Origin of the sequence: Dietzia sp. NCCP-2495, from assembly GCF_026011735.1 — a bacterium.
In the GTDB taxonomy this organism is placed as follows: domain Bacteria; phylum Actinomycetota; class Actinomycetes; order Mycobacteriales; family Mycobacteriaceae; genus Dietzia.
The window spans coordinates 191,389-211,478 of record NZ_BRVN01000004.1 but is presented as its reverse complement, the minus strand read 5'-3'; the positions used below and the strand labels follow the sequence as shown (position 1 = coordinate 211,478).

Genomic DNA, 20,090 nt, shown 5'->3' with positions numbered 1-20,090 from the left:
TGACCACGATGAGACGATTCGGACCGGCCGTTCCGGTCCTGCTCCTGGCGCTGCTCCTCATCGGGCCCTCGTTCGGCCTGATCGGAGCGGTGGCCGCCCGAGACATCATGCTCGTGGCAGTCCTGGCCCTCATGGTCTCCGGGCTCAATCTCGTGCTCGGCTACGCCGGCGAGCTAGCGGTGGGCCAGGTCGCGTTCTACGCGATCGGCGCCTACATCGCCGGATTCGTGGGGATGTCGCTCGGACAGACGGACCTGCTGATCGGACTCGTGGCGGTGATCATCGGCGCGGTGATCGTCGGCTTGATCACCGGTGTCCCGAGTCTGCGACTGTCCGGCTGGCCATTGGCGATGGTGACCTTCTTCCTCGTCCTCATCGTCCCGAACCTCATCGAGATCTTCGGCCGTTGGACCGGCGGCGGCCAGGGAATGGCAGTCGATCGCGCGACATTCTTCGGCGGTGAGCTCGGCGCGTACGGGTACTACATCGTCGTGGTGGTGGTCACCGCGGTGTGGTTCCTCGTCGTTCGCAACATCATCCTGTCCCCGCACGGCACAGGCTTCCTGGTACTGCGCCAGAGCCCGGAACTGGCCGGTGCCCTGGGCATGTCCGTCTACCGGACCAAGCTCAAGGTCTACGTCCTCGGCACGATCGCCCCGGCACTCGGCGGAGCGCTCTTCGCCTGGATGGACGGCTTCCTCGCCCCGGACTCGTTCACCTTCGGACTGGCCATCACCTTGCTCGCCGCATCCGTCCTCGGTGGAGGAACCTCGATCTACGGCGCGCTGCTGGGCGCGGCGGTGCTGCACTTCACCGAGAGTTCCCTGACCGGGTTCAACCAGTACCAGTTGATCATCTTCGGGCTCCTTCTCGTCGTGCTGGCCATCGCCCTGCCCGACGGCGTGGTCGGCCTCCTCCGCCGCTGGTTGTCCCGGTTCTTGCCCGCGCCGGGCCGCCTCGTGACCGAGGGGTCTCACACCGATGACGCGCTGCAGCTCGACACGCTCTCCGGTGCCGCGCTCGTGGTGGACGGCCTGGAGAAGTCCTTCGGGGGCAACCATGCGGTCCGGGGCGTCAGCTTCACCGCACGACCAGGTGAGATCACCGCCTTGATCGGCACCAACGGATCCGGCAAGACGACCGTGCTCAACATGATCAACGGCTTCCTGCGCCCCGACTCGGGCTCGGTACGTTTGGGCGACGGTCCCGACGCCAGAACGATCAGCTCCATGAGCGTCGACGCCGTCGCCAGGGCCGGGGTGATGCGCACGTTCCAGACGCCGATCATGCCCGCTGGAGTGACGACGGTCGACTTCGTCGCGCTCGGGGGGTACCTCACCGATCCCGTCTCGCTGGGCCAGACCGTCCTGCGGCTGCCCGCGCACCGCCGGCGCGTTCGTGAGGCCACGGTCCGCGCCGAACAGCTGTTGACCGCTCTCGGACTCGGTGACGTGCTGCACGCGAACGTCGACGCACTCCCGCTGGGTAACCGGCGACTCGTCGAGGTGGCCCGCTCCCTCGCAGCCTCCCCCTCCGTGCTCCTGCTCGACGAGGTCGGTTCCGGTCTCGACGAGGGCGACCTGTCGCGGCTCGAGGAGCTGCTCCTGCGCATCCGCGACGCAGGCGTCACGGTGATCCTGGTCGAGCACAACTTCCCACTGGTCATGCGCCTGGCTGACCACGTGCACGTGCTCTCACGGGGCACGACGCTGGTGGAGGGCACTCCCGCCGAGATCCGTGACGATGACGACGTGGCCACCGAATACCTGGGCACCACACCCGAGAGCAACGGAGGAACCCGGTGACGATGCTGACAGTGCACGGACTCGGTGGCGGATACGGGGACTTGGCGGTCCTCCAGGACATTGATCTCGAGGTCGGGGCCGGCAGCCTGCAGGTGGTGCTGGGGCGCAACGGTGCCGGCAAGACCTCACTGCTGTCAGCTGTCGCCGGTCTGCTGCCCACAGTCCGATCGGGCACGATCTCCATCGACGGCCGCGACATCACCGGGCTGCCCGCCCACAGGAGAGCTGCCGCAGGGGTCGGGCTGGTCCAGGAGGGCAAGCGGGTCTTCCGCAGTCGGACCGTCGAGGAGAACCTTCTGCTGGGGACCTATTCCTCCGCGGGCTGGTCCATGCGGTCCCCGGCGCGGAAAAAGGCGCTCGCCGCGGCCTACGACCGGTTCCCGGTATTGGAGGAGAAGCGCTCGGATCGCGCCGGTGGGCTGTCCGGTGGGCAGCAGCAGATGCTCGCGATCGCCCAGGCCCTGGCCGCGGAACCGTCGGTCCTGCTGCTCGACGAACCGTCCGCAGGCCTGGCGCCGGCAGTCCGCACGGAGGTCTTCCGGACCGTGCGGCAGCTGCGAGACGAAGGTCTGGCCGTGGTCGTCGTCGAACAGCTCGTCGACGTGGCACTGGACGTCGCCGACCGGGTCGCCGTGCTGGACTCGGGCCGGATCGTGTCCTCCGGCCCGCCCGAGGACTACCGGGACGGCGAGCTGCTCCAGGAGATCTACCTGGGCTCCGGCTGACCAGGGGCGGGCAGTCCCCCGCCCCTGGTCAGCCGAGCGGCCCACCTCCGGTCAGCCAATCGTTCCCGACTCAGCTCAGTACGGGGCAGCGTCCCAGGTCGACCTTCCACTCGGTGAGGCCGTTGAGCCAGCCGGAGCGCAGGCGCGTGGGTTCGCCGAGGGCGGTGAGGTCCGGGAAGTAGTCCGCGATCGCGTTGAAGATCAGCTCGAGCTGCATCTTCGCGAGGTTGGCGCCGATGCAGTAGTGCGGGCCCTGGCCGCCGAAGGTCACGTGCGGGTTCGGGTCTCGCAGGATGTTGAAGGTGAACGGGTCCTCGAACACGTCCTCGTCGAAGTTCGCGGAAGCGTAACAGAGCAGCGCCCGCTCCCCCTTGCGGATGGTCACTCCCCCGATCTCCACGTCTTCCATGGCGGTGCGCTGGAACTGGGTGATGGGTGAGGCCCACCGCAGGATCTCGTCGTATGCGGTTTCGGGGCGCTCGGACTTGAACAGTTTCCACTGCTCGGGATGATCGAGCATCGCGACCATGCCGTGGGTGGTCGCGTTGCGGGTCGTCTCGTTGCCGGCCACGGCCAGCAGGGTGACGAACCAGCCGAACTCCTCGGGTGAGAGGTGCTCACCGTCGATGTCGGCCTGGACGAGTTTGGAGACGATGTCGTCCTGCGGGTTCGCGGCCCGCTCGTTGGCCATGTTCTGGAAATAGTCGATGAGCTGCATCGATGCTACTGCGGCGAGGTCCATTCCGCCGGGCACGTCGTAGCTGGTCATGGTGTTGGACCACTCGAAGATCTGGTGGCGGTCCTCCTGCGGCACGCCGAGCAGTTCGGCTATCGCCTGGAGCGGCAGCTCGGAGGCCACGGCGGTCACGAAGTCGTCCGCGTTGTTCTTGGCGGCCTCGGTGACGATCTGGCGCGCGCGTTCGGCCAGCTCGTCGCGCATGCCGGCCACGCCGCGCGGGGTGAAGCCGCGCGAGATGATCCGGCGGTGCTTCTTGTGGATCTCGCCGTCCTCGTTGACGAGCATCTCGCGCTGGGCCTCGATGATCGAGCGGTCGGTGCCCTCGGCGAACCGCGGGATCATGGTGTTCTCCCCCGCCGAGAACTTCTCGCCGGTGATGCGCGAGACCTCCTTGACGTCGGCGTGCTTGGTGAGCAACCAGTAGTGGTCGTCGTCGAAACCGTCACTGCCGCGGCGCTTCTCGACGCGTCGGATCGGCTCTGACTTCCGGAGCTGCCGCCACTCCTCATGCGGGAGCCGCTTCTCGAACAGTTCGGGATCGGTGAAGTCGAACCCTGCTGGAATGGTCACGTCCATGGTTCCTCCTACCTACTGGTCCGCCTCCCCCGACGGACCAAAACCGTGAATGGTGGTAACTATATACAGGTGGCACTATCTTCGAGTGAGATTCTCGACCGGGCTCTGATGCTTTCTGAACAGATGTCCGGATCGATCGCACGTGCGGCCGCGAACTACGGACTCACCGTTCCGCGCCTGGAGTTACTGTTCGTGCTGGGCCTGCAGGGTCGGTGCAAGCAAGTGGAATTGGCCTCTTACCTGGACTGTTCCCCTCGTCAGGTGACCGCCCTCGTCGACGGTCTGGAGTCGAGTGGGCACGTGGAACGGCACCTGTCACCGGAGGATCGGCGGGTCCGGTTGATTGATCTCACCGAGGAGTCGCGGCGCATCGTGGACGAGGTGGTGTCGGCGCGCGTCGCCCTGGCGGAATGGCTGTTCGAGGGCCTCGACGACGACGAGCTGCAGACGTTCGGCGCGTTGTCGGAGAAGTTGATCTCCCGGATGAGCGGGCGCTCCCTGGTCCGGCTGGTCTCGCAATAAGTCAATCGCTACATGCGGCGCATCCGGAGTCTGACCGGGCGTATACCTCGAAGCCGCGGGCGAGGTAGTTGGGGATCGCCGCGGGGGAGTCGTCGTCACAGGTGTGCAGCCACACACGGCGACATCCGGGCACCATCCACGCGATGCGACAAACCTCGGACAGGAACCATCCGCCCAGGCCACGGCCGGTGAACTCGGGCAGGATGCCGAAGTAGACCAGCTCCATATCTACATCCACGTTCGCTGCCGCATCGGCATCCAGTGCCGCACCGACTTTCAGCGCAGCACCGACATTCGTGCGGAGCTCGGCGAAGCCGACGACGTCGCCGTCAACCGTGGCCCGGAGTGTGCTGATGCAGGGGTCCGCGCAGTACGTGGCCCACCGGTCGTCGGACCAGGAGAGGCGGTCGCCCCAGTTCCAGTCTGTGCCGATCTCCCGGTACATCCGTGCGTTGAACTCGGGCTCGGCAGGGGAGACGCGAGCGATCGTCACGTTCGCAGGCGCAGACGGCCGGAGCTGGCTCGCGGCGGTCTGCTGCAGGAAGGTCACGCTGGTCATGGCGTAAGTGAAACACCGAGGCCCTCGCACTCCCAATCTGGTGGGAGTCCGAGGGCCTCAGTCTACTGAATCAGTTGCAGCAGATCACCGGGGTGATCGCGCAGGAGATCAGTTGAAGGTGATCTGCGGAGCGCCGGGGATGTTCAAGCCGTTGACGGAGCCGGCGAAGTTCTCCTTCGCGGTGTTCAGCGTGTCGTTGATGCCGTTCTGGATGCCGACCTGGGCGTGGGGGTTGGCGCCCACGGCGGCAGCACCGCCGCCGAGCGCAGCAGAACCGCCGGCGGCGGAGCCGGTGCCGGCGAGGCCGGCGAGAGCGGTGCCGGCGGTGGCAACGGGGCCAGCGATGGTGGCGGCGCCGATGATGGGGGCGGCGATGGGGCCGAGTCCGGCGAGGAGGGAGAGGACGAAGCCGGAGATGGCGGTAGCTGCAGCGAGCATGTGATTTCTTCCTTCTGTTGTGGTTCGACCGAGTGTGGTCAGGGAATGTGCAGTTCGATTGGTTTGATGGGTGCCTGCGGGATGATTTCCCCGCGGCCACCGAGGTCGATGACGAGTGGTGCCGGCGCTGGAGCCGGTGCCGGCGCTGGTGCCGGTGCCGTTGCTGGTGCGGGTGCTGGTGCCGGCGCAGGCCGATACGGCTGGGGGTTGACTGGCCGTGGTGATGCAACCGGGACACGGACCGGCGGCGGCGCAGTGTCCGGCTCTGCGGCCGGGCGGGGCTGCGCGTTCGTCGACGACGGCAGGGACTCGGACTTCGCCGGAGCTGTCGACGTCGATGGGTTGGTGGTCGTGGACTTCTCTGCCACCGGGCGAGACGGCTCGTCCGTCGCGGCGATACCCGCCTGGCCGGAGGTCTGTGCGATGGTCACGTCCTGAGAGTCAGATGAGCTTCCCGACCCCATCGCCAGTGCCGTGCTAGCGCCACCGGTGAAGCCGATCAGGGCGAGTCCGGCGAGCACCAACACAGTGGTGGGGACCGGACCGAGAGCACGCCGCGAGAAGCTGTCTGACACGTTCCGACCCCCCGGGTGACTGGTCTACACGACGAGAGTCGACCCGCCGCCATACGGCCGGAGCGGCGCGTACGGCGGGAACATTAAAGTCACCTGAGTCCGTCGGCAACAGTTTCGCTGCCTTACCAAAATCGCGAATCGCAGAGCGAATCACCCGGAATGAGCAGGAGTTGATAAGCGCTACTTGATACGCACAGGTGACACTGGACGGCCGTTAACTTGTTGGTGCATCACCATTAACATGAGGATATACTTGGATAGCTCAGAAACGAGTCGGAGATCACATTGGCTCGCGCCGGTGCGGCGCCGGATTGGTGGATTCTGGGGCGGCTCCTGGGCGCAGCACCTACGCGATCAGTGCTCGAGATCGGCGAGCATCGTGCCCTCGGGGGTCAGGAAGAACACCACGAACGCGAAGGCGACCAGGATGAGTCCGCCGATCAGGCCGGCCATGCCCAGGCCGGAGGTGAAGGCCTCGCCTGCGCGCGCAGCCAGGTCCGGCAGCCCCGCACTCTCGGCCACGGCGACGGCGCCACCGAGCGAATCGCGCACGGCTTCCGTGGCGTCAGCGCCGAGTGCGGCCGCCTCGGCGGGGACGCCGAGGTTCTGCCGATAGAGGAATGAGGCGAGCGAGCCCAGGATCGCGATTCCCAGCACGGCGCCGAACTCATAGGACGTGTCCTCCATGGCCGCCGCGTTGCCGGCCTTCGAGCGCGGGACGCCGCCCATGATCATCGACGAGGCCAGGGCGAGCGCGCCGATTCCGGCGCCGATCAGTGCGAGAGCGATGAACACCGAGGTCAGGTCGAGGTTCTCGCCTCGGATGCCGAGGTAGAGCATCCCGGCGCCGGCCACGAAGAGGGCCAGAAAGATGGTGGAGCGCATACCGATGCGCTCCGAGAGAACCGGCGCGAGCAGCGAGGTGACGGCGGCGGCGAGTGCCAGCGGCATGAGCTGCAGTCCGGACTCCAGCGCGCTCGCGCCGTTGACGAGCTGCAGCCACTGCGCCAGCAGCAGGAGCCCGGCAGACATGGAGAAACTCGCGATGAGGGCGGCCAGCACCCCGGCCGAGAAGATGCGGTGACGGAACATCGTCACATCGAGCAGGGGAGAGTCCGACCGCAGGCACCGCCGCACGAACAGCCAGAGTGCGCCCACTCCGAGGGCGAACGCGATCCACGCGGGAAGGTAACCGAGCGAGGCCTCCTCGCTGAACTTCTTGATGGCCCAGATCGTGGTGGACATGCCGACCAGCGTGAGGGCGGCGGCGACGGGGTCCCACGGGCCCGGCTCGGGGACGCGGGACTCGGGAATCGTGAAAATGGCGCTGGCGAAGGCGATGGCCATCATCGGGACGCTGACCAGGAACGCCGACTGCCAGTGGAACGTCTCGAGCAGGAAACCGCCGAGAAGCGGACCCACCGCGGCGCCGATGCCGGCGACCGCCGCCCACACGGCCAAGGCGGTGGCGCGCTCGCGGGTGTCGGTGAACGTCACGCGCAACAACGACAGGGTGGACGGCATGACCATTGCCGCGCCGATGCCGAGCAGGACGCGCAACGCGATGACGACACCGGGGGAGTGCGCCACCAGGACGAGCACGGACGCGAGCGCGATGAGTGCGTAGCCCAACAGCAGCATGCGTTTGCGGCCCCAGCGGTCGGCGATGGACGACATGGAGATGAGCAGGCCGGCCATGACAAGCGAGTACGCGTCGATGATCCACAACTGCTGCGACGCGCTGGGCTGCAGGTCCGCGGACATCTGCGGGATCGCCACGTTGAGGATCGTCATGTCCGTGGTGATGGCCAGCAGGGAGAACGTCAGTGTGGCCAGGCCGAGCCACCGACGCGACGGATCGTACGGGCCCACGATGTGCGGGTCCGCCCGTAGCTCGCTCCGGGCAGCGGGGGTGGCGGTGTCGCTCATGCGGTGGGGTCCTCACGGGAAGGGTCGGAAGGCTCGGGCATGGTCGAGATCGCCCGGATGAGGGCCTCGAGTCGGGCGGCGGTGGGTGCGGTTCCGGTGAGCGCGGTGTTGATGCTGGCACCGTCCAGGCACATGGCGAGCATCTCGGAGCGAGCTCTGCCGAAGGAGGGGGTCAGGACCTCGGTCACCCCGGCGTACCACCGCAGGCTCAGTTCCCGGAGGTCGTCCTCGAACAGTCCCGCGAACACCAGGGAACATTCGGCGAGAACGGCCTGACGGTCGGTCAGGCTCTCGGCGACGGCGACGGCGAGGTAGGCGACCGGATCGGCGGCCTCGGCCAGATCGCGGGCGAGCTCACCCAGGTCGTTCTCGATTTCCTCGGCCAGAAACTCGAGCGCGTGCTTGCGTAGGTCATCAATCGTGGCGAAGTACCGCGTGGTGGTCCCCACGGCGACTCCGGCGCGCGCGGCGACCGCCCGATGGGTCAGCGCAGCGGGCCCGCTCTCGGTGATCAACTCGGCAGCGGCACGACCGATCTCACGGATCCGCTCCTCGGGGTCGCGGGTGCGTCCGGCACTCGTCACGGGGCTCCTCTCGTTGTTGTACAAATGTACGCGTACAAAAGTACAGCAATGTGGCGAGGAGTCCGAAATGCCGTGCTCGGGGCCGTGGCAGCCCCTCTGCACTTCCGGCTGCGACACTGGATCGGTGACGCAACCGACGAACTCGCGCCTCCGGACCGGGGCGGCGGTGGCGCTCGTCGCCTACAGCGCCGTGGTGGTGGCGCTGACCATGCTCAAGGCCTTCTTCGTGATCGGCATGCTGTGGCGACCGGAAGCCCAGCGAAACCGCTCGTTGGAATGGGTGCCGTTCGCCCTCTACCGGGACTCCACCACCTGGTTCGGGCCCCTGTTCGACTACCTCGGCAATATGGCCTTCTTCGTCCCGGTGGGAGTACTCCTGTACATCCTGCTGGAGCATCGCAGGCGGGCGATGGCCCTTGTCGTCGTCGTCGGACTATTGGCCAGCGCCACCGTCGAGACGCTCCAGTACCTCTTCGCCCTGGGACACTCCGACGTCTCCGACCTGCTCTTCAACGCGGTGGGCGCCGGAGTGGGCGCGGTGATCGCCCGCCTCGCCGGGCGCCGTCTCTACCCGGTCTGGATCGGACTCGCACTGGTCGCCGCGGGCGTCTTCGCGGTACTGGTCATCCTCGGGCCGCGACTCGGCGACCCCGACAAGGTCGTGGAGATGGCGACCGCTCAGGCGGCCACCGGCGTCTCCTCCGCCCGGCCGTAGCGACCCGCCAGCCACGCGCACACGATGAGCTGGATCTGGTGGAAGAGCATCAACGGCAGCACCAGCAGGCCCAGCGGCTGGCCCACGAACAGGACCGCCGCCATCGGCAGGCCCGTGGCCAGCGACTTCTTGGACCCGCAGAACTGCACCACTCGCTTGTCACGCTGATCGAAACCGAACGCGCGGGCCGCGACCTCCGTCAGACCCAGCACCACCGCGAGCAACACCAGGCACGCGCCGATGAGAATCGCCACCTGCGGCACGCCGACCATCGTCCAGATCCCCTCGGCCACACCCTCCGAGAACGCCGCGTAGACCACCAGCACGATCACCGTCTTGTCGAACAGGGCCAGGCGCTTGATCTTCGAGGTGATCGGCAGGATCCGGTCGCGGAAGACCTGGCCCAGCACGAACGGAAGGAGGAGCTGCAGCGCGATCGTGCCGACCGACTCCCAGGTGATGGTCACGGACCCGTCGGTCGTCATGAGCGCGAACACCAGCAGCGGCGTGACGAACACGCCCAACAGGTTGGACACCGACGCCGAGACGACCGCCGCGCTGACGTGCCCGCGAGCGATGGACACGAACGTGATCGACGACTGCACCGTCGACGGCACCAGCGTGAGGAAGAGGAAACCCGCCGCCAGCGGGGCGCCGAGCAGGGGAGTGAGCGCCCACTGGCCCAGGAGCCCGAGCAGCGGGAACACCAGGAACGTCGCGGCAAGCACCACCGAGTGCAGCCGCCAGTGCCGCAGGCCGACGCGGAGCTCGCGCGGCTCGAGACGGGCACCGTAGAGGAAGAACAGCACTGCGATCCCGATGGCGGTCACCCAGTCCAGCGCCTCCGCCGCGCCACCCGTGGCGGGCAGGATGGCGGCCACGATCACAGCGGCGAGGATCGCCAGGATGAACGGCTCGATCCGCAGGCGACGCAGGAATTCCATGGAAGACATTGGACCACCTCGGGGTGCGGGGGCCGGCATCGAGTCGGGCGGTGCTCGCCGGTTCCTCCCACGACGACGCCTGCCGGATAGGCTCGGGGACATGACGGACAGCGGCGGGTCGGGCTGGCGGCCCAGAGCACTGAGGGACGGCCGCGAGCCGGACCCGCGGTTCACCCTCGCCAACGAGCGCACTTTCCTGGCATGGATCCGCACGAGTCTCGGATTGACGGCCGGCGCGGTGGCGCTCGAGGCGTTCGCCGGAGACGAGATCCCCGAGATCATCCGCACGCCACTGGCCTGCATCCTGCTGGTGCTGGCGGCGCTGCTGGCGATCGTGGCCTTCCGTCGCTGGATCCGGATCGAGTTCGCCATGCGGCACAAGCAGCCGTTGCCCATGCCCCAGGCGTCGATCCTGTTGACGCTGGGGATCTCGATCGGCGCCGTGGTTCTCATCGTCGCGATCCTCAGCGGCACGTTCACATGACCGACCCCCGGCCACAGCCGCGCCGGCGCCCGCGGGTGATCGGTATCTCGCCCACGGCGGTCCCGCCGGATGCTGGCCTGCAGGCCGAGCGCACGAGTCTGTCCTGGGCCCGCACCTGGGCCGTGGTGGGGGTCAACATCACGCTCGTGGCCAAGCTGGTGGGCGAGTTCTCGTGGCTGTGGGCGTCAGCGTTCTCCCTGCTCACGGTGGTCCCGCTACTCGCGTTGCTCCGGGTGCAGCGAGGGCACGAGAGGCGCGTGGGCCGGTTCGTCCGTGCCGGTGAGGTCCAGCAGACGCAGGCGCTCTACAACGTGGGCCTGGTGGCGATGATCATCGTGATCTCCGCGTGTGGGCTCGCCGCGGTGCTGGTGCAGGCGCTGGGCTGATAGTCCGCGCCGGGCCGGCTCAGGTGTTCTCGATGCGACCGCTCAGCGCGTCGCGCAGCCGGTCGACCATCCCGACCCCCAGCCCCACCGTCATGTGGAACAGCTCGGAGTGGGGTGAGCCGGGGTGGGGCCGGGTCGGGGCGACCTTCTTGGCGGCTTCCACCTTGCGGCCCAGGTCGACCAGCTCCTCGGCGGAGACGGCCCGCCGCAGCTTGGGAAACTGGTCGGATTCCTCGTCGTCGGCGTGGTGGTCGAGTTGGCCCTTCAGTTCGCGGACCAGTCGCAGGAACTCGGCGTCCTCCGCGTCGACGCCCTCGAGCTTGACGAGCGTCTCCTCGAGCTCCTGGTGCTCTTCCTTGTCGTGCTCGACCTCGTCCGCGCCGTCGGTGACCTCCCGCGTGTACACGGGGTAGACGAACAGCTCCTCGGCGACGGAGTGCCGCACGATCTCGGCGGTCGCGGCATCGGCGAGTGCGCGCCGTTCGGCGGGGTCGGTGGTCTCCTCGATCAGTTCGAGGAGTCCGATCATCTCGCGGTGGTCGGCGGTGAGGACCTCAATGACGTCCTTCTGGGCCATGGCGAATCCCTTCACGGTTGGGGGTGGTGAGGATTCACACCGTAGGAGCGCGCGCTGCCGCCGGCCACCGGAGGGTCCCCTCAGCGGCCGGCGGTCCCCGTCTCGCACATGCTCTGGAGTGCGCAGGAGCCGCAGCCGCCGGTCACGCCGCAATCTCTCGCGGGGTCCGCGGCGCCGCCTTCGCACCCGGCGTCCGCATGGCCGGCGCCCGCGTCACCGGCGGGGGAGCAGCCGCCCGCCTCGGACTCGCCGGGGTGGCCGCCGCAGCCGTCGGGGCCGCAGCCGCAGCCGCCCTCGTCGGGCTGCGCGTCGTCCCAGATCGCCGCCGCGCGTGCCCCGGCGATGCCGGCCACGTTGAGCAGTGCGAAGGAGATGACGACGGCGACGACGACGACGATCCCGCCCACCCAGCCGCCGACCAGTGGCAGGGCGACCGTTCCGAGCAGGAGCGTCAGGCCCGATCCGAGGAAGGCGGGGCCGGCGGCCCGGTTGGCCACGTCCCACGCCTCCGGGGACTTACGGGTCTCGGGCGTGCGCACTCCCAGGATGTCGTTGCCGGGGAGCTTGCCCGCCATCGCGAGGGCACCGGTCGCGCCCACGACGAGGGCGAGCCCGGCGAGGAGCACCACGACCACCACGAGCACTGCATTCACGACTTCGAGGGTACGCCGGAGGGCGCGGAAGTCCGAGTCACGTCGAATCCGCTCTCCACCTTGGCCAGGAGTCGGGCGAGTTCACGCTTGTCGTCGTCGTCCAATCGGTCCAGGAACACGCGCCGCACGGTCCGCACGTGGTCCGGCGCCGCCTTCTCGATCTCCCTCATCCCCTCGGCGGTGGTGGACACGAACGCGCCACGTCCGTCCTCGGGGCAACTCGTGCGTTGCACGAGCCCGCGCTTTGTCATGCGGGTGACCTGGTGCGACACGCGACTCCGCTCCCACTGGAGCGCGTCGGCGAGCGCGGTCATGCGCACCGGGCCGTCCGCCTCGCTGAGATGCACGAGGACCTCGAACTCCGGCTCGGTCAGATTGGAGGAGGTCTTGAGGTCTCGCTGGATCGCGAGGTGGAGGTGTCCCTCGATCGCGAGGAACGACCCCCACAGGGCTTTTTCCTGCTCATTGAGCCACTTCACCTGTTCAGTCATGACTCCATCATAGCCCTTAGTTGACATGGCACATAGCCGTTGGATAGAACTTTGTGACGTATCACGTACAAGATTGACACGACACAAAGGATGTTCCGATGACCACCACCGCCCCCGCCGCCACCACCACCGCCCGCACCGCCGACTCCGTGGCCGCGTCGCAGGTCCTGCCCCTGCCCGCCGTCGTCCGCGACGCCGGGCTCCTCATCGCCCGCGTCCTCCTCGGCGCCGTGCTGATCGTCCACGGCGGCCAGAAGCTGTTCTCGAACGGCGTCGCCGGCACCGGCGCGTTCTTCGAGTCCGTGGGCGTGCCCGCCGCGACCTTCTTCGCCGGGTTCGCCGGCACCGTCGAGCTCGTCGGCGGCATCCTGCTCGTCCTGGGCCTCCTCACGCCGGCCGTCTCCGTGTTCGTGGCGATCGTCATGGCCGGTGCCTACTTCTACGTGCATCAGGCCAACGGCATCTACGCCGCCGAGAACGGCTGGGAGCTCGTCGCCGTGATCGGACTCGCCACCGTCGTGTTCGGCCTCGTCGGCCCGGGCCGCTTCTCCCTCGACGCCCTCATCGCCGGCCGTCGCGCCGCCAAGGCCTGACGCCAGCGCCGCCGTCGGGCTGTACGTACTTCGGTCGGTCCGTACTCAAGTCGGCCCCCACATCGCGAGAGCGCTTCGCACCCCCTCACGGGAACCGGGTGTGGGGCGCTCTTCGCATTTCCGGCTCAGCGCCTGCTCGCGCCCTACCTCGCCCCCCACCTCGCCCCCTACCTCGATCTACCTCGCCCCCCACGCTGACGTGGCCGTCGCGGCTCCAGGGTTTAGGCTGAATGCGGCCTACGTGTGGGCACCGGCGAGACCAGGGAGAGCAGACGACGTGAGCAGCAGCGATCAGACCGGCACGGGTGTGCAGGCCGACGGACCGTCCTACCGCTACGGAGCGGCACTGGCCGGCGAGATCGAATCGCGCTGGCAGTCGGAATGGGCGCAGCGCGGCACCTTCGAGGCGCCCAACCCCGTCGGCCCCCTCGCCGCCGAGGACGGCTCAGAGCCGCCCGTCGACAAGCTGTTCGTCCAGGACATGTTCCCGTACCCCTCCGGTGCGGGTCTGCACGTCGGCCACCCGCTGGGCTACATCGCCACCGACGTGTTCGCGCGGTACCACCGCATGCTCGGGGCCAACGTGCTCCACACCCTCGGCTACGACGCGTTCGGCCTGCCCGCCGAGCAGTACGCCGTGCAGACCGGCCAGCACCCGCGTGTGACCACCGAGGCCAACATCGCCAACATGGAGCGGCAGCTCGGCCGGCTGGGCCTGGGCCACGACCGCCGCCGGGTGTTCGCCACCACCGACACCGACTTCTACCGCTGGACCCAGTGGATCTTCCTCCAGATCCACGACTCCTGGTACGACACCGAGGCGCCCGCTCTCACCACCGCCGGCACCGAGCACGCCACCCGCACCGGCCGCGCCCGGCCCATCTCCGAGCTGCGCGAGCAGTTCGTCGCCGGCACCCGCGCGCTGCCCGAGCAGTTCGCCGGACGCGACTGGGCCGACCTGGACCGCGCCGAGCAGGAGAAGGTCCTCGACTCCCACCGGCTCGTCTACCTGTCCGACTCCACGGTCAACTGGTGCCCGGGCCTGGGCACCGTGCTGGCCAACGAGGAGGTCACCGCCGAGGGCCGCTCCGAGCGCGGCAACTTCCCCGTCTTCCGCAAGAACCTCTCGCAGTGGATGATGCGGATCACCGCGTACTCCGACCGCCTCATCGACGACCTGGACCGGCTCGACTGGACCGACAAGGTCAAGTCCATGCAGCGCAACTGGATCGGGCGGTCCCAGGGCGCCCGCGTCCGCTTCACCGTGGCGGACAAGTCCATCGAGGTGTTCACCACCCGTCCCGACACCCTGTTCGGCGCCACCTACATGGTCCTCTCGCCCGAGCACCCGCTGGTCGACGAGCTGGCCGGACCGTTCTGGCCCGAGGTGTCAGCCGGCGAGCCCGGTGCCACGGGAGCGGCGCCGTCCGGCGAGCTCGACCCGCGCTGGACCGGCGGCCACTCCTCGCCCGCCGAGGCCGTGGCCGACTACCGGCGCAAGGCCGCCCAGAAGTCCGACCTGGAGCGTCAAGAGAACAAGGACAAGACCGGCGTCTTCACCGGCGCCTACGCGGTAAACCCGGTCAACGGCGAGCAGGTCCCGGTGTTCGTGGCCGACTACGTCCTCATGGGCTACGGCACCGGCGCGATCATGGCCGTGCCCGCCCACGACGCTCGCGACCACGAGTTCGCCACCGCCTTCGGTCTGCCCATCACGCAGGTCGTGGCCCCAGCCGACGGCTCCGGGGTCGACGTGCAGGCCGAGGCCTACTCCGGCGACGGCACCGCGGTGAACTCCGCCAACGACCAGGGGCTGTCCCTGGACGGTCTCGGCGTGGACGAGGCCAAGGCCGCCACGATCGCTTGGCTCGAGGGCCACGGCAGCGGCGAGGGAACCGTCCAGTACAAGCTCCGAGATTGGCTCTTCGCCCGGCAGCGCTACTGGGGTGAGCCGTTCCCCGTTGTCTACGACTCCGACGGCGTCCCCCATGCCCTGCCCGACGAGATGCTCCCCGTCGAGCTGCCCGAGGTGGAGGACTACAAGCCGGTCTCCTTCGACCCCGACGACGCCGACTCGGTGCCGTCCCCGCCGCTGGCCAAGGCCACTGACTGGATGTCCGTCGAGCTCGACCTGGGTGACGGACTCCAGACCTACACGCGCGACGCCAACGTCATGCCCAACTGGGCCGGCTCCAGCTGGTACCAGCTGCGCTACATCGACCCCACCAACTCCGAGCAGCTGTGCTCGCTGGAGAACGAGCGGTACTGGACCGGGCCCCGCCCCGAGCTCCACGGCCCCGAGGACCCGGGCGGTGTCGACCTGTACGTCGGCGGCGTCGAGCACGCCGTGCTGCACCTGCTCTACTCGCGCTTCTGGCACAAGGTCCTGTTCGACCTGGGCCACGTCACCAGCGAGGAGCCCTACCGCCGCCTGTTCAACCAGGGCTACATCCAGGCGTTCGCCTACACCGACTCGCGCGGCGTCTACGTCGAGGCGGAGGACGTCGTGGAGCGCGACGGCAAGTTCTACTGGGCCGACCACCGCGACGGGGCCGACGGCTCCGAGATCGAGGTGTTCCAGGAGTACGGCAAGATGGGCAAGTCCCTCAAGAACGCCGTATCCCCGGACGAGATCTGCGACTCCTACGGCGCCGACACCCTGCGCGTGTACGAGATGTCCATGGGGCCGCTCGACACCTCCCGCCCCTGGGCGACCAAGGACGTCGTGGGTGCGCACCGATTCCTCCAGCGCCTGTGGCGTGTGGCGGTGGACGAGGAGACCGGCGAGGTCCGCGTGACCGACGAGGCTCCGGGCGAGGACGTGCTCAAGGCGCTGCACAAGACCATCGCCGGAGTGCGCGACGACTACGCCGGCCTGCGGGACAACACCGCGATCGCCAAGCTCATCGAGTTCGTCAACACGCTGACCAAGGCGTACCCTACTTCGGGCCCCGGCGCCCCGCGATCGGTCGTCGAGCCGCTGGTGCTCATGGTGGCGCCCGTCGCGCCGCACATCGCCGACGAACTGTGGTCGCGGCTCGGTCACGACGAGTCCCTGTCCCACGGTCCGTTCCCGCAGGCCGACGAGTCCTACCTGGTCGAGGACTCCGTCGAGTACCCGGTGCAGATCAAGGGCAAGGTCCGCTCGCGGATCACCGTGCCCGCCGACGCCTCCCCGGCCGACGTCGAGGCCGCCGCCCTCGCGGACGCGAAGGTCCAGGACAATCTCGGTGGCGCGACGCCCAAGAAGGTCATCGTGGTGCCGGGCAAGATGGTCAACATCGTCCCCTGACCCCGCCCGGCCCGCCCTTTTTCCGCCCTTGCCCCGAATCCGCTACTCTCCCTCCGCATCCGCTACCCCTAGAGCGGTAGCGGATCCCTAGGGGGAGTAGCGGATTCTTGGGTTTTGGCGCGGGCGTGGGCGCGGGCGGGACGAGACCTCAGCCGATCTCGACGAACGCGATCGTCGAGGTGCCCAGAAGGCACGCGGTGGTGAGCATCCACATCCCGTAGGTCGCGAACAGCCACGGCCGCCACCGGATGTGCCTCGACCACTTCTGATAGGTCTTCCACCCACAGAACACCGCCAGCACCAGCGACAGCAGGGTCGGGATCACCACCAGCTCGACGCGACCGGCGGTCATGCACAGTCCGCCCGAGCCCTCAGCGCACTCGTCACCGGCGCCGCCCGCCACGCCCGTCAGCACCATGACCAGCACGAGCACGGCCACCACCGCGACCGCCGACAGCGCGAAGAACCGGAGGGCCAGCGTGCCCTGGCGCTCGTTGCGCTCGAGCCGTTCGAGCGGGTCCTCCAGCTCGTCGTAATCAGCCGCGGCCATCACTCACTCCTCTGCGAAACCGTTGTGTCCGCCCGCCTCGGCCACCTCGTCGACCGTGTCGATCCCGAGTTGCTCATCGGTCACCGGCGGGAACAGCGGGCCGCCGCCGAACGCCCCGCGGTGGGAGAGCGGCTCGGCGTCGTCGTCGTTCTTCAATCCCTTCGCCCGCCCGTACTCGGCGGTGATGACAGTGGACCCGCTCATCGCACCCAGGTCGGGGTCCTCGCTGAGCGCGTTGATGACGCGGCCGACGAACGTGGGGTCCTCGGCGCGGTCGAGGGGGAAGCCGTTGAAGTCGTCCATGCCCAGCGACAGGATGAGCTCGGTGCGGATCAGGCCGAGCCACAGCGAGAGCGTCGAGACGCCTGTGCCGACGAGTTCGTGCGCCATGTCGGAGGCCATCTTGTCCAGCGCCGTCTTGCTCATGCCGTAGAGGACGGTGTGGAACGGCGCGCGCGAGCCGAACGACGAGATGTTGACGATCAGGCCCGAACCCTGCGGCACCATGATCTTGGCGGCCTCGACGGACGCGACGTAGTGCGCGCGCAGGCCGATGCCCATCAGCGCGTCCCAGTCGTCGGCGGGCCGCTCCCAGAACTTGCCGTTGAACCCCATGAAGCCCTTGGGGTTGGTCCAGACATTGTTGACCAGCAGGTCCAGGCGTCCGGTGTCGGCGTGGATTTTTTCGACGACGACGACGATCTCCTCGTCCCGTCCGTGGTCGCATTCCAGGGCCCGGATCTCGCCCGGGACCCCGTCGGCCGCGGCCGTGTCCACGGTGGCCTGCAGTCGCTCGGCGGAGCGGCCCGTGACGTAGACGGTCCAGCCTGCGGCGGCGAGCGCGGTGGCCACGCCCTTGCCGACGCCGCGGCTGCCGCCGGTGACCAGGGCGACGCGGGGGGTTGCGTGTGCGTCGGTCGTCGCGTGTGCGTCCGTCGTCGTGTGTTCGTCGGTCACTTGTCGGCTCCTTCGGCGACGGGCTCCGGGTAGGTCACGGTGGTACTTGTGAGGTCGCGCGTGATGGACCAGCCCGGCGTGAACAGGCACTCGGACATGACCCACCGGCCGTTCTCGACCACGTAGACGTCGGCGTACTCGCCGGTGGAGACGGTCTCGGTGCCCTTGTCGCGGTCGACCTGGCGGAACTGCAGTGTCCAGGTGCCCGTCGCCCGGGTGGGCTCGTCTGCTCCGGACGGCTCCTCTACATCGATAGTGGGCATGAAGCCGTGGTGCATGTCGAGGATGCGGGGCCCGCCATCCGACGCGGTGGCCAGCGCGATGTGCTTGAAGATGCCGACCATCGTGTCGGGATCGGTCCGACCGAGGGGGCCGAAGTCGAGCTGACCGCCGGAGGCCACGAAGCACTCACGGAAGCCGGCGGGATCCTTGGCGTCGCAGGCCCGCCAGTAGCGGTACTTGAGCTGCTCGATCGCGTCTCGGGCGCGGGCTTCGACCTCGTAGTCCATACCGGTCACGTTAGCGTAGGGAGCATGAGCCGAACACTGGTCGAACTATCCGACCGCTGGGACCTGCAGGACCTCATGACGCGGTACGCGACCTGCATCGATTCCCGCGACTTCGACGGGCTGGACCGCGTGTTCACCCCGGACGCGCGGGTGAGCTTCGTTGCGTCCGGCGGGCCCGACGACGCCTACCCAGCGATCCGCGCCTGGCTGGCCGAGATGCTGCCGATCTTCGCCGCGACGCAGCACCTCATGGGAAACCTCGCGGTGCGGTTGGACGGCGACGCCGCCACCGGCCGCTGCATGTGCTTCAACCCGATGGCGCTCGATCCGGTGACCGAGAAGGAGCAGCGGATGTTGTTCTACGGACTGTGGTACCGGCTCGGGTTCGTGCGGACCGCGGACGGGTGGCGCATCCGGGAGTTATCCCAGGAACAGGCCTTCCACCGAGAGGCCCTGTGAGCCTGTGAGTCCGATGTGAACACCACACCGGTGTCGGGGGGGCGCTGCTACGGTGGAGCCGTGCGAAACGACGTGCTGATGTGCTGGCGGACGTGGTGCCCCGACGGGCCCCCGTGCGCCGACACCGTAATGCCCTGACACTCCCAGGACAGACGCCACAGGCCCACCGGGAACCGGTGAGCTCTTCCGCACGGCGCGAGGACGGTCCACACCGGAACCCGGGTCCGACCCACCGACACCCGGGGCTCGACACCGCGAGCCCGTCCCGACTCCAGGAGCAGATCCGGTGACCGCGAGTCCCTTCCCCACCTATCCACCACAGCTCGAGGCCGACGTCCTCGTGAGCGCGCGGTCGCTCGCCGAGTACACGGACATGTTCGGCCTCGACGAGCGCGACCGCGCGTCGCGGATCGTCGACTGCCCCGGCGGGGCGGCCAGCGCGGTCGCCGAACTCGGCGCCGCGGGCGGCGACGCGATCGCCGTCGACCCCCAGTACTCGCTCGGCGCCGACGAACTGCGGGCCCGGGTGCTCGCCGACGTCGAGCGGTCGGTCACCGAGTCCCGCCGCCGACACCCCGACTACGACTGGGACGTCCGCGGGGGAGTGGTGGGCCACGAGGAGATGCGCCGCGCCGCCGCCGAGACCATGCTCGACGACCTCTGCGCGCGGCCCGAGAAGTACGTCGCCGGCGCGCTGCCGTCGCTGCCCCTCGCGTCGGACTCCGCGGACCTCGTCCTGTGCTCCCACCTGCTGTTCACGTACGCCGACATCCTCGACTTCGACATGCACGTGGCCTCGCTCGTCGACATGGCGCGGGTGGCGCCCGAGGTGCGCGTCTACCCGCTGGTCGACCACTCCGGGAACCCGATGCCGGAGTTCATCCGCAGCATGATCTCACGGCTCAAGAAGGCGCGGCTGACCTGCCGGATTGAGCCCGTCGAGCGGCCGTTCCAACTCGCCGCGACCACGCGGCTCGTCGTGGAGCGCACGGCCCACCGGAGGCCGTGAGGGCCGGGCGCCGCCCCGG

At 68.6% G+C, this 20,090-nt stretch carries 23 protein-coding genes; 11 read left to right on the top strand and 12 right to left on the bottom strand.

Annotated elements, in window-relative coordinates:
- Positions 1-8: 8 nt before the first annotated feature.
- Both OPF83_RS06440 and OPF83_RS06435 read left to right on the top strand, forming a co-directional pair.
- Positions 9-1,805: an ATP-binding cassette domain-containing protein gene (locus OPF83_RS06440; protein WP_264886456.1), complete on the top strand. Its 1,797-nt coding sequence runs from the start codon at positions 9-11 to the stop codon at positions 1,803-1,805.
- Positions 1,806-1,807: 2 nt separating this feature from the next.
- Complete coding sequence (locus tag OPF83_RS06435; protein WP_264886455.1) at positions 1,808-2,530, top strand: ABC transporter ATP-binding protein; 723 nt, start codon at positions 1,808-1,810, stop codon at positions 2,528-2,530.
- A 70-nt stretch (positions 2,531-2,600) separates the two neighbouring features.
- Here the strand turns inward: OPF83_RS06435 and OPF83_RS06430 are convergent, their stop codons facing one another.
- On the bottom strand, positions 2,601-3,845 hold the full coding sequence (locus OPF83_RS06430) for a cytochrome P450 (RefSeq protein ID WP_264886420.1): 1,245 nt from the start codon (positions 3,843-3,845) through the stop codon (positions 2,601-2,603).
- A 108-nt stretch (positions 3,846-3,953) separates the two neighbouring features.
- Here OPF83_RS06430 and OPF83_RS06425 point away from each other — a divergent pair, with 108 nt between their 5' ends.
- Positions 3,954-4,367 carry a MarR family winged helix-turn-helix transcriptional regulator gene (locus tag OPF83_RS06425; RefSeq protein WP_264886419.1) on the top strand — a complete coding sequence of 138 codons (414 nt, stop codon included), beginning with the start codon at positions 3,954-3,956 and terminating at the stop codon, positions 4,365-4,367.
- Between the two features lies 1 nt (position 4,368).
- Here OPF83_RS06425 and OPF83_RS06420 read toward each other — a convergent pair whose 3' ends face one another.
- A complete protein-coding gene (locus OPF83_RS06420) occupies positions 4,369-4,926 on the bottom strand; it encodes a GNAT family N-acetyltransferase (protein ID WP_264886418.1) in 558 nt (185 codons plus the stop codon).
- A gap of 108 nt (positions 4,927-5,034) precedes the next feature.
- Positions 5,035-5,364 (bottom strand): hypothetical protein, encoded by a 330-nt coding sequence (locus OPF83_RS06415; protein ID WP_264886417.1) that lies wholly within the window; start codon positions 5,362-5,364, stop codon positions 5,035-5,037.
- 255 nt (positions 5,365-5,619) lie between these two features.
- Here OPF83_RS06415 and OPF83_RS06410 point away from each other — a divergent pair, with 255 nt between their 5' ends.
- Positions 5,620-5,802, top strand: coding sequence for a hypothetical protein (locus OPF83_RS06410; protein ID WP_264886416.1), 183 nt, complete (start codon positions 5,620-5,622; stop codon positions 5,800-5,802).
- A 491-nt stretch (positions 5,803-6,293) separates the two neighbouring features.
- Here OPF83_RS06410 and OPF83_RS06405 read toward each other — a convergent pair whose 3' ends face one another.
- Positions 6,294-7,868, bottom strand: coding sequence for an MFS transporter (locus OPF83_RS06405; RefSeq protein ID WP_264886415.1), 1,575 nt, complete (start codon positions 7,866-7,868; stop codon positions 6,294-6,296).
- A complete protein-coding gene (locus tag OPF83_RS06400; RefSeq protein WP_264886414.1) occupies positions 7,865-8,452 on the bottom strand; it encodes a TetR/AcrR family transcriptional regulator in 588 nt (195 codons plus the stop codon). The genes OPF83_RS06405 and OPF83_RS06400 overlap by 4 nt, the downstream gene beginning before the upstream one ends.
- A gap of 124 nt (positions 8,453-8,576) precedes the next feature.
- Between OPF83_RS06400 and OPF83_RS06395 the strand changes: the two genes are divergently transcribed.
- A complete protein-coding gene (locus OPF83_RS06395) occupies positions 8,577-9,167 on the top strand; it encodes a VanZ family protein (protein ID WP_264886413.1) in 591 nt (196 codons plus the stop codon).
- Here OPF83_RS06395 and OPF83_RS06390 read toward each other — a convergent pair.
- Positions 9,131-10,111 (bottom strand): bile acid:sodium symporter family protein, encoded by a 981-nt coding sequence (locus tag OPF83_RS06390; RefSeq protein ID WP_264886454.1) that lies wholly within the window; start codon positions 10,109-10,111, stop codon positions 9,131-9,133. The two genes, OPF83_RS06395 and OPF83_RS06390, sit on opposite strands and share 37 nt — an antisense overlap.
- A gap of 100 nt (positions 10,112-10,211) precedes the next feature.
- Between OPF83_RS06390 and OPF83_RS06385 the strand changes: the two genes are divergently transcribed.
- Both OPF83_RS06385 and OPF83_RS06380 read left to right on the top strand, forming a co-directional pair.
- The gene (locus OPF83_RS06385; RefSeq protein WP_264886412.1) at positions 10,212-10,595 is read left to right on the top strand and encodes a YidH family protein; all 384 of its coding nucleotides are present in this window, start codon (positions 10,212-10,214) and stop codon (positions 10,593-10,595) included.
- A complete protein-coding gene (locus OPF83_RS06380; RefSeq protein ID WP_264886411.1) occupies positions 10,592-10,981 on the top strand; it encodes a hypothetical protein in 390 nt (129 codons plus the stop codon). Before OPF83_RS06385 ends, OPF83_RS06380 begins: the two co-directional genes overlap by 4 nt.
- Before the next feature lie 19 nt (positions 10,982-11,000).
- Here OPF83_RS06380 and OPF83_RS06375 read toward each other — a convergent pair whose 3' ends face one another.
- The 3 genes from OPF83_RS06375 to OPF83_RS06365 all read right to left on the bottom strand — a co-directional run bounded on the left by OPF83_RS06375 (position 11,001) and on the right by OPF83_RS06365 (position 12,702).
- Positions 11,001-11,558 (bottom strand): hemerythrin domain-containing protein, encoded by a 558-nt coding sequence (locus OPF83_RS06375; protein WP_264886410.1) that lies wholly within the window; start codon positions 11,556-11,558, stop codon positions 11,001-11,003.
- Between the two features lie 80 nt (positions 11,559-11,638).
- Positions 11,639-12,211 (bottom strand): SdpI family protein, encoded by a 573-nt coding sequence (locus OPF83_RS06370; RefSeq protein WP_264886408.1) that lies wholly within the window; start codon positions 12,209-12,211, stop codon positions 11,639-11,641.
- Positions 12,208-12,702, bottom strand: coding sequence for a MarR family winged helix-turn-helix transcriptional regulator (locus tag OPF83_RS06365; protein ID WP_264886407.1), 495 nt, complete (start codon positions 12,700-12,702; stop codon positions 12,208-12,210). Before OPF83_RS06365 ends, OPF83_RS06370 begins: the two co-directional genes overlap by 4 nt.
- Before the next feature lie 98 nt (positions 12,703-12,800).
- Between OPF83_RS06365 and OPF83_RS06360 the strand changes: the two genes are divergently transcribed.
- Both OPF83_RS06360 and OPF83_RS06355 read left to right on the top strand, forming a co-directional pair.
- Positions 12,801-13,295 carry a DoxX family protein gene (locus tag OPF83_RS06360; RefSeq protein WP_264886406.1) on the top strand — a complete coding sequence of 165 codons (495 nt, stop codon included), beginning with the start codon at positions 12,801-12,803 and terminating at the stop codon, positions 13,293-13,295.
- Positions 13,296-13,572: 277 nt separating this feature from the next.
- Positions 13,573-16,587, top strand: a complete 3,015-nt coding sequence (locus OPF83_RS06355) for a leucine--tRNA ligase (RefSeq protein ID WP_264886405.1) — start codon at positions 13,573-13,575, stop codon at positions 16,585-16,587.
- 148 nt (positions 16,588-16,735) lie between these two features.
- Here OPF83_RS06355 and OPF83_RS06350 read toward each other — a convergent pair whose 3' ends face one another.
- The 3 genes from OPF83_RS06350 to OPF83_RS06340 are packed head-to-tail and all read right to left on the bottom strand — an operon-like array spanning position 16,736 to position 18,603.
- Positions 16,736-17,137: a hypothetical protein gene (locus OPF83_RS06350; protein ID WP_264886404.1), complete on the bottom strand. Its 402-nt coding sequence runs from the start codon at positions 17,135-17,137 to the stop codon at positions 16,736-16,738.
- 3 nt (positions 17,138-17,140) lie between these two features.
- Complete coding sequence (locus OPF83_RS06345) at positions 17,141-18,094, bottom strand: SDR family NAD(P)-dependent oxidoreductase (RefSeq protein ID WP_264886403.1); 954 nt, start codon at positions 18,092-18,094, stop codon at positions 17,141-17,143.
- Complete coding sequence (locus OPF83_RS06340; protein ID WP_264886452.1) at positions 18,091-18,603, bottom strand: nuclear transport factor 2 family protein; 513 nt, start codon at positions 18,601-18,603, stop codon at positions 18,091-18,093. Before OPF83_RS06340 ends, OPF83_RS06345 begins: the two co-directional genes overlap by 4 nt.
- Before the next feature lie 24 nt (positions 18,604-18,627).
- Here OPF83_RS06340 and OPF83_RS06335 point away from each other — a divergent pair, with 24 nt between their 5' ends.
- Together OPF83_RS06335 and OPF83_RS06330 are read left to right on the top strand one after the other, a co-directional pair.
- Positions 18,628-19,062, top strand: coding sequence for a nuclear transport factor 2 family protein (locus OPF83_RS06335; protein ID WP_264886402.1), 435 nt, complete (start codon positions 18,628-18,630; stop codon positions 19,060-19,062).
- 286 nt (positions 19,063-19,348) lie between these two features.
- Positions 19,349-20,071, top strand: a complete 723-nt coding sequence (locus OPF83_RS06330) for a hypothetical protein (protein ID WP_264886401.1) — start codon at positions 19,349-19,351, stop codon at positions 20,069-20,071.
- The last annotated feature ends 19 nt before the right edge of the window (positions 20,072-20,090 follow it).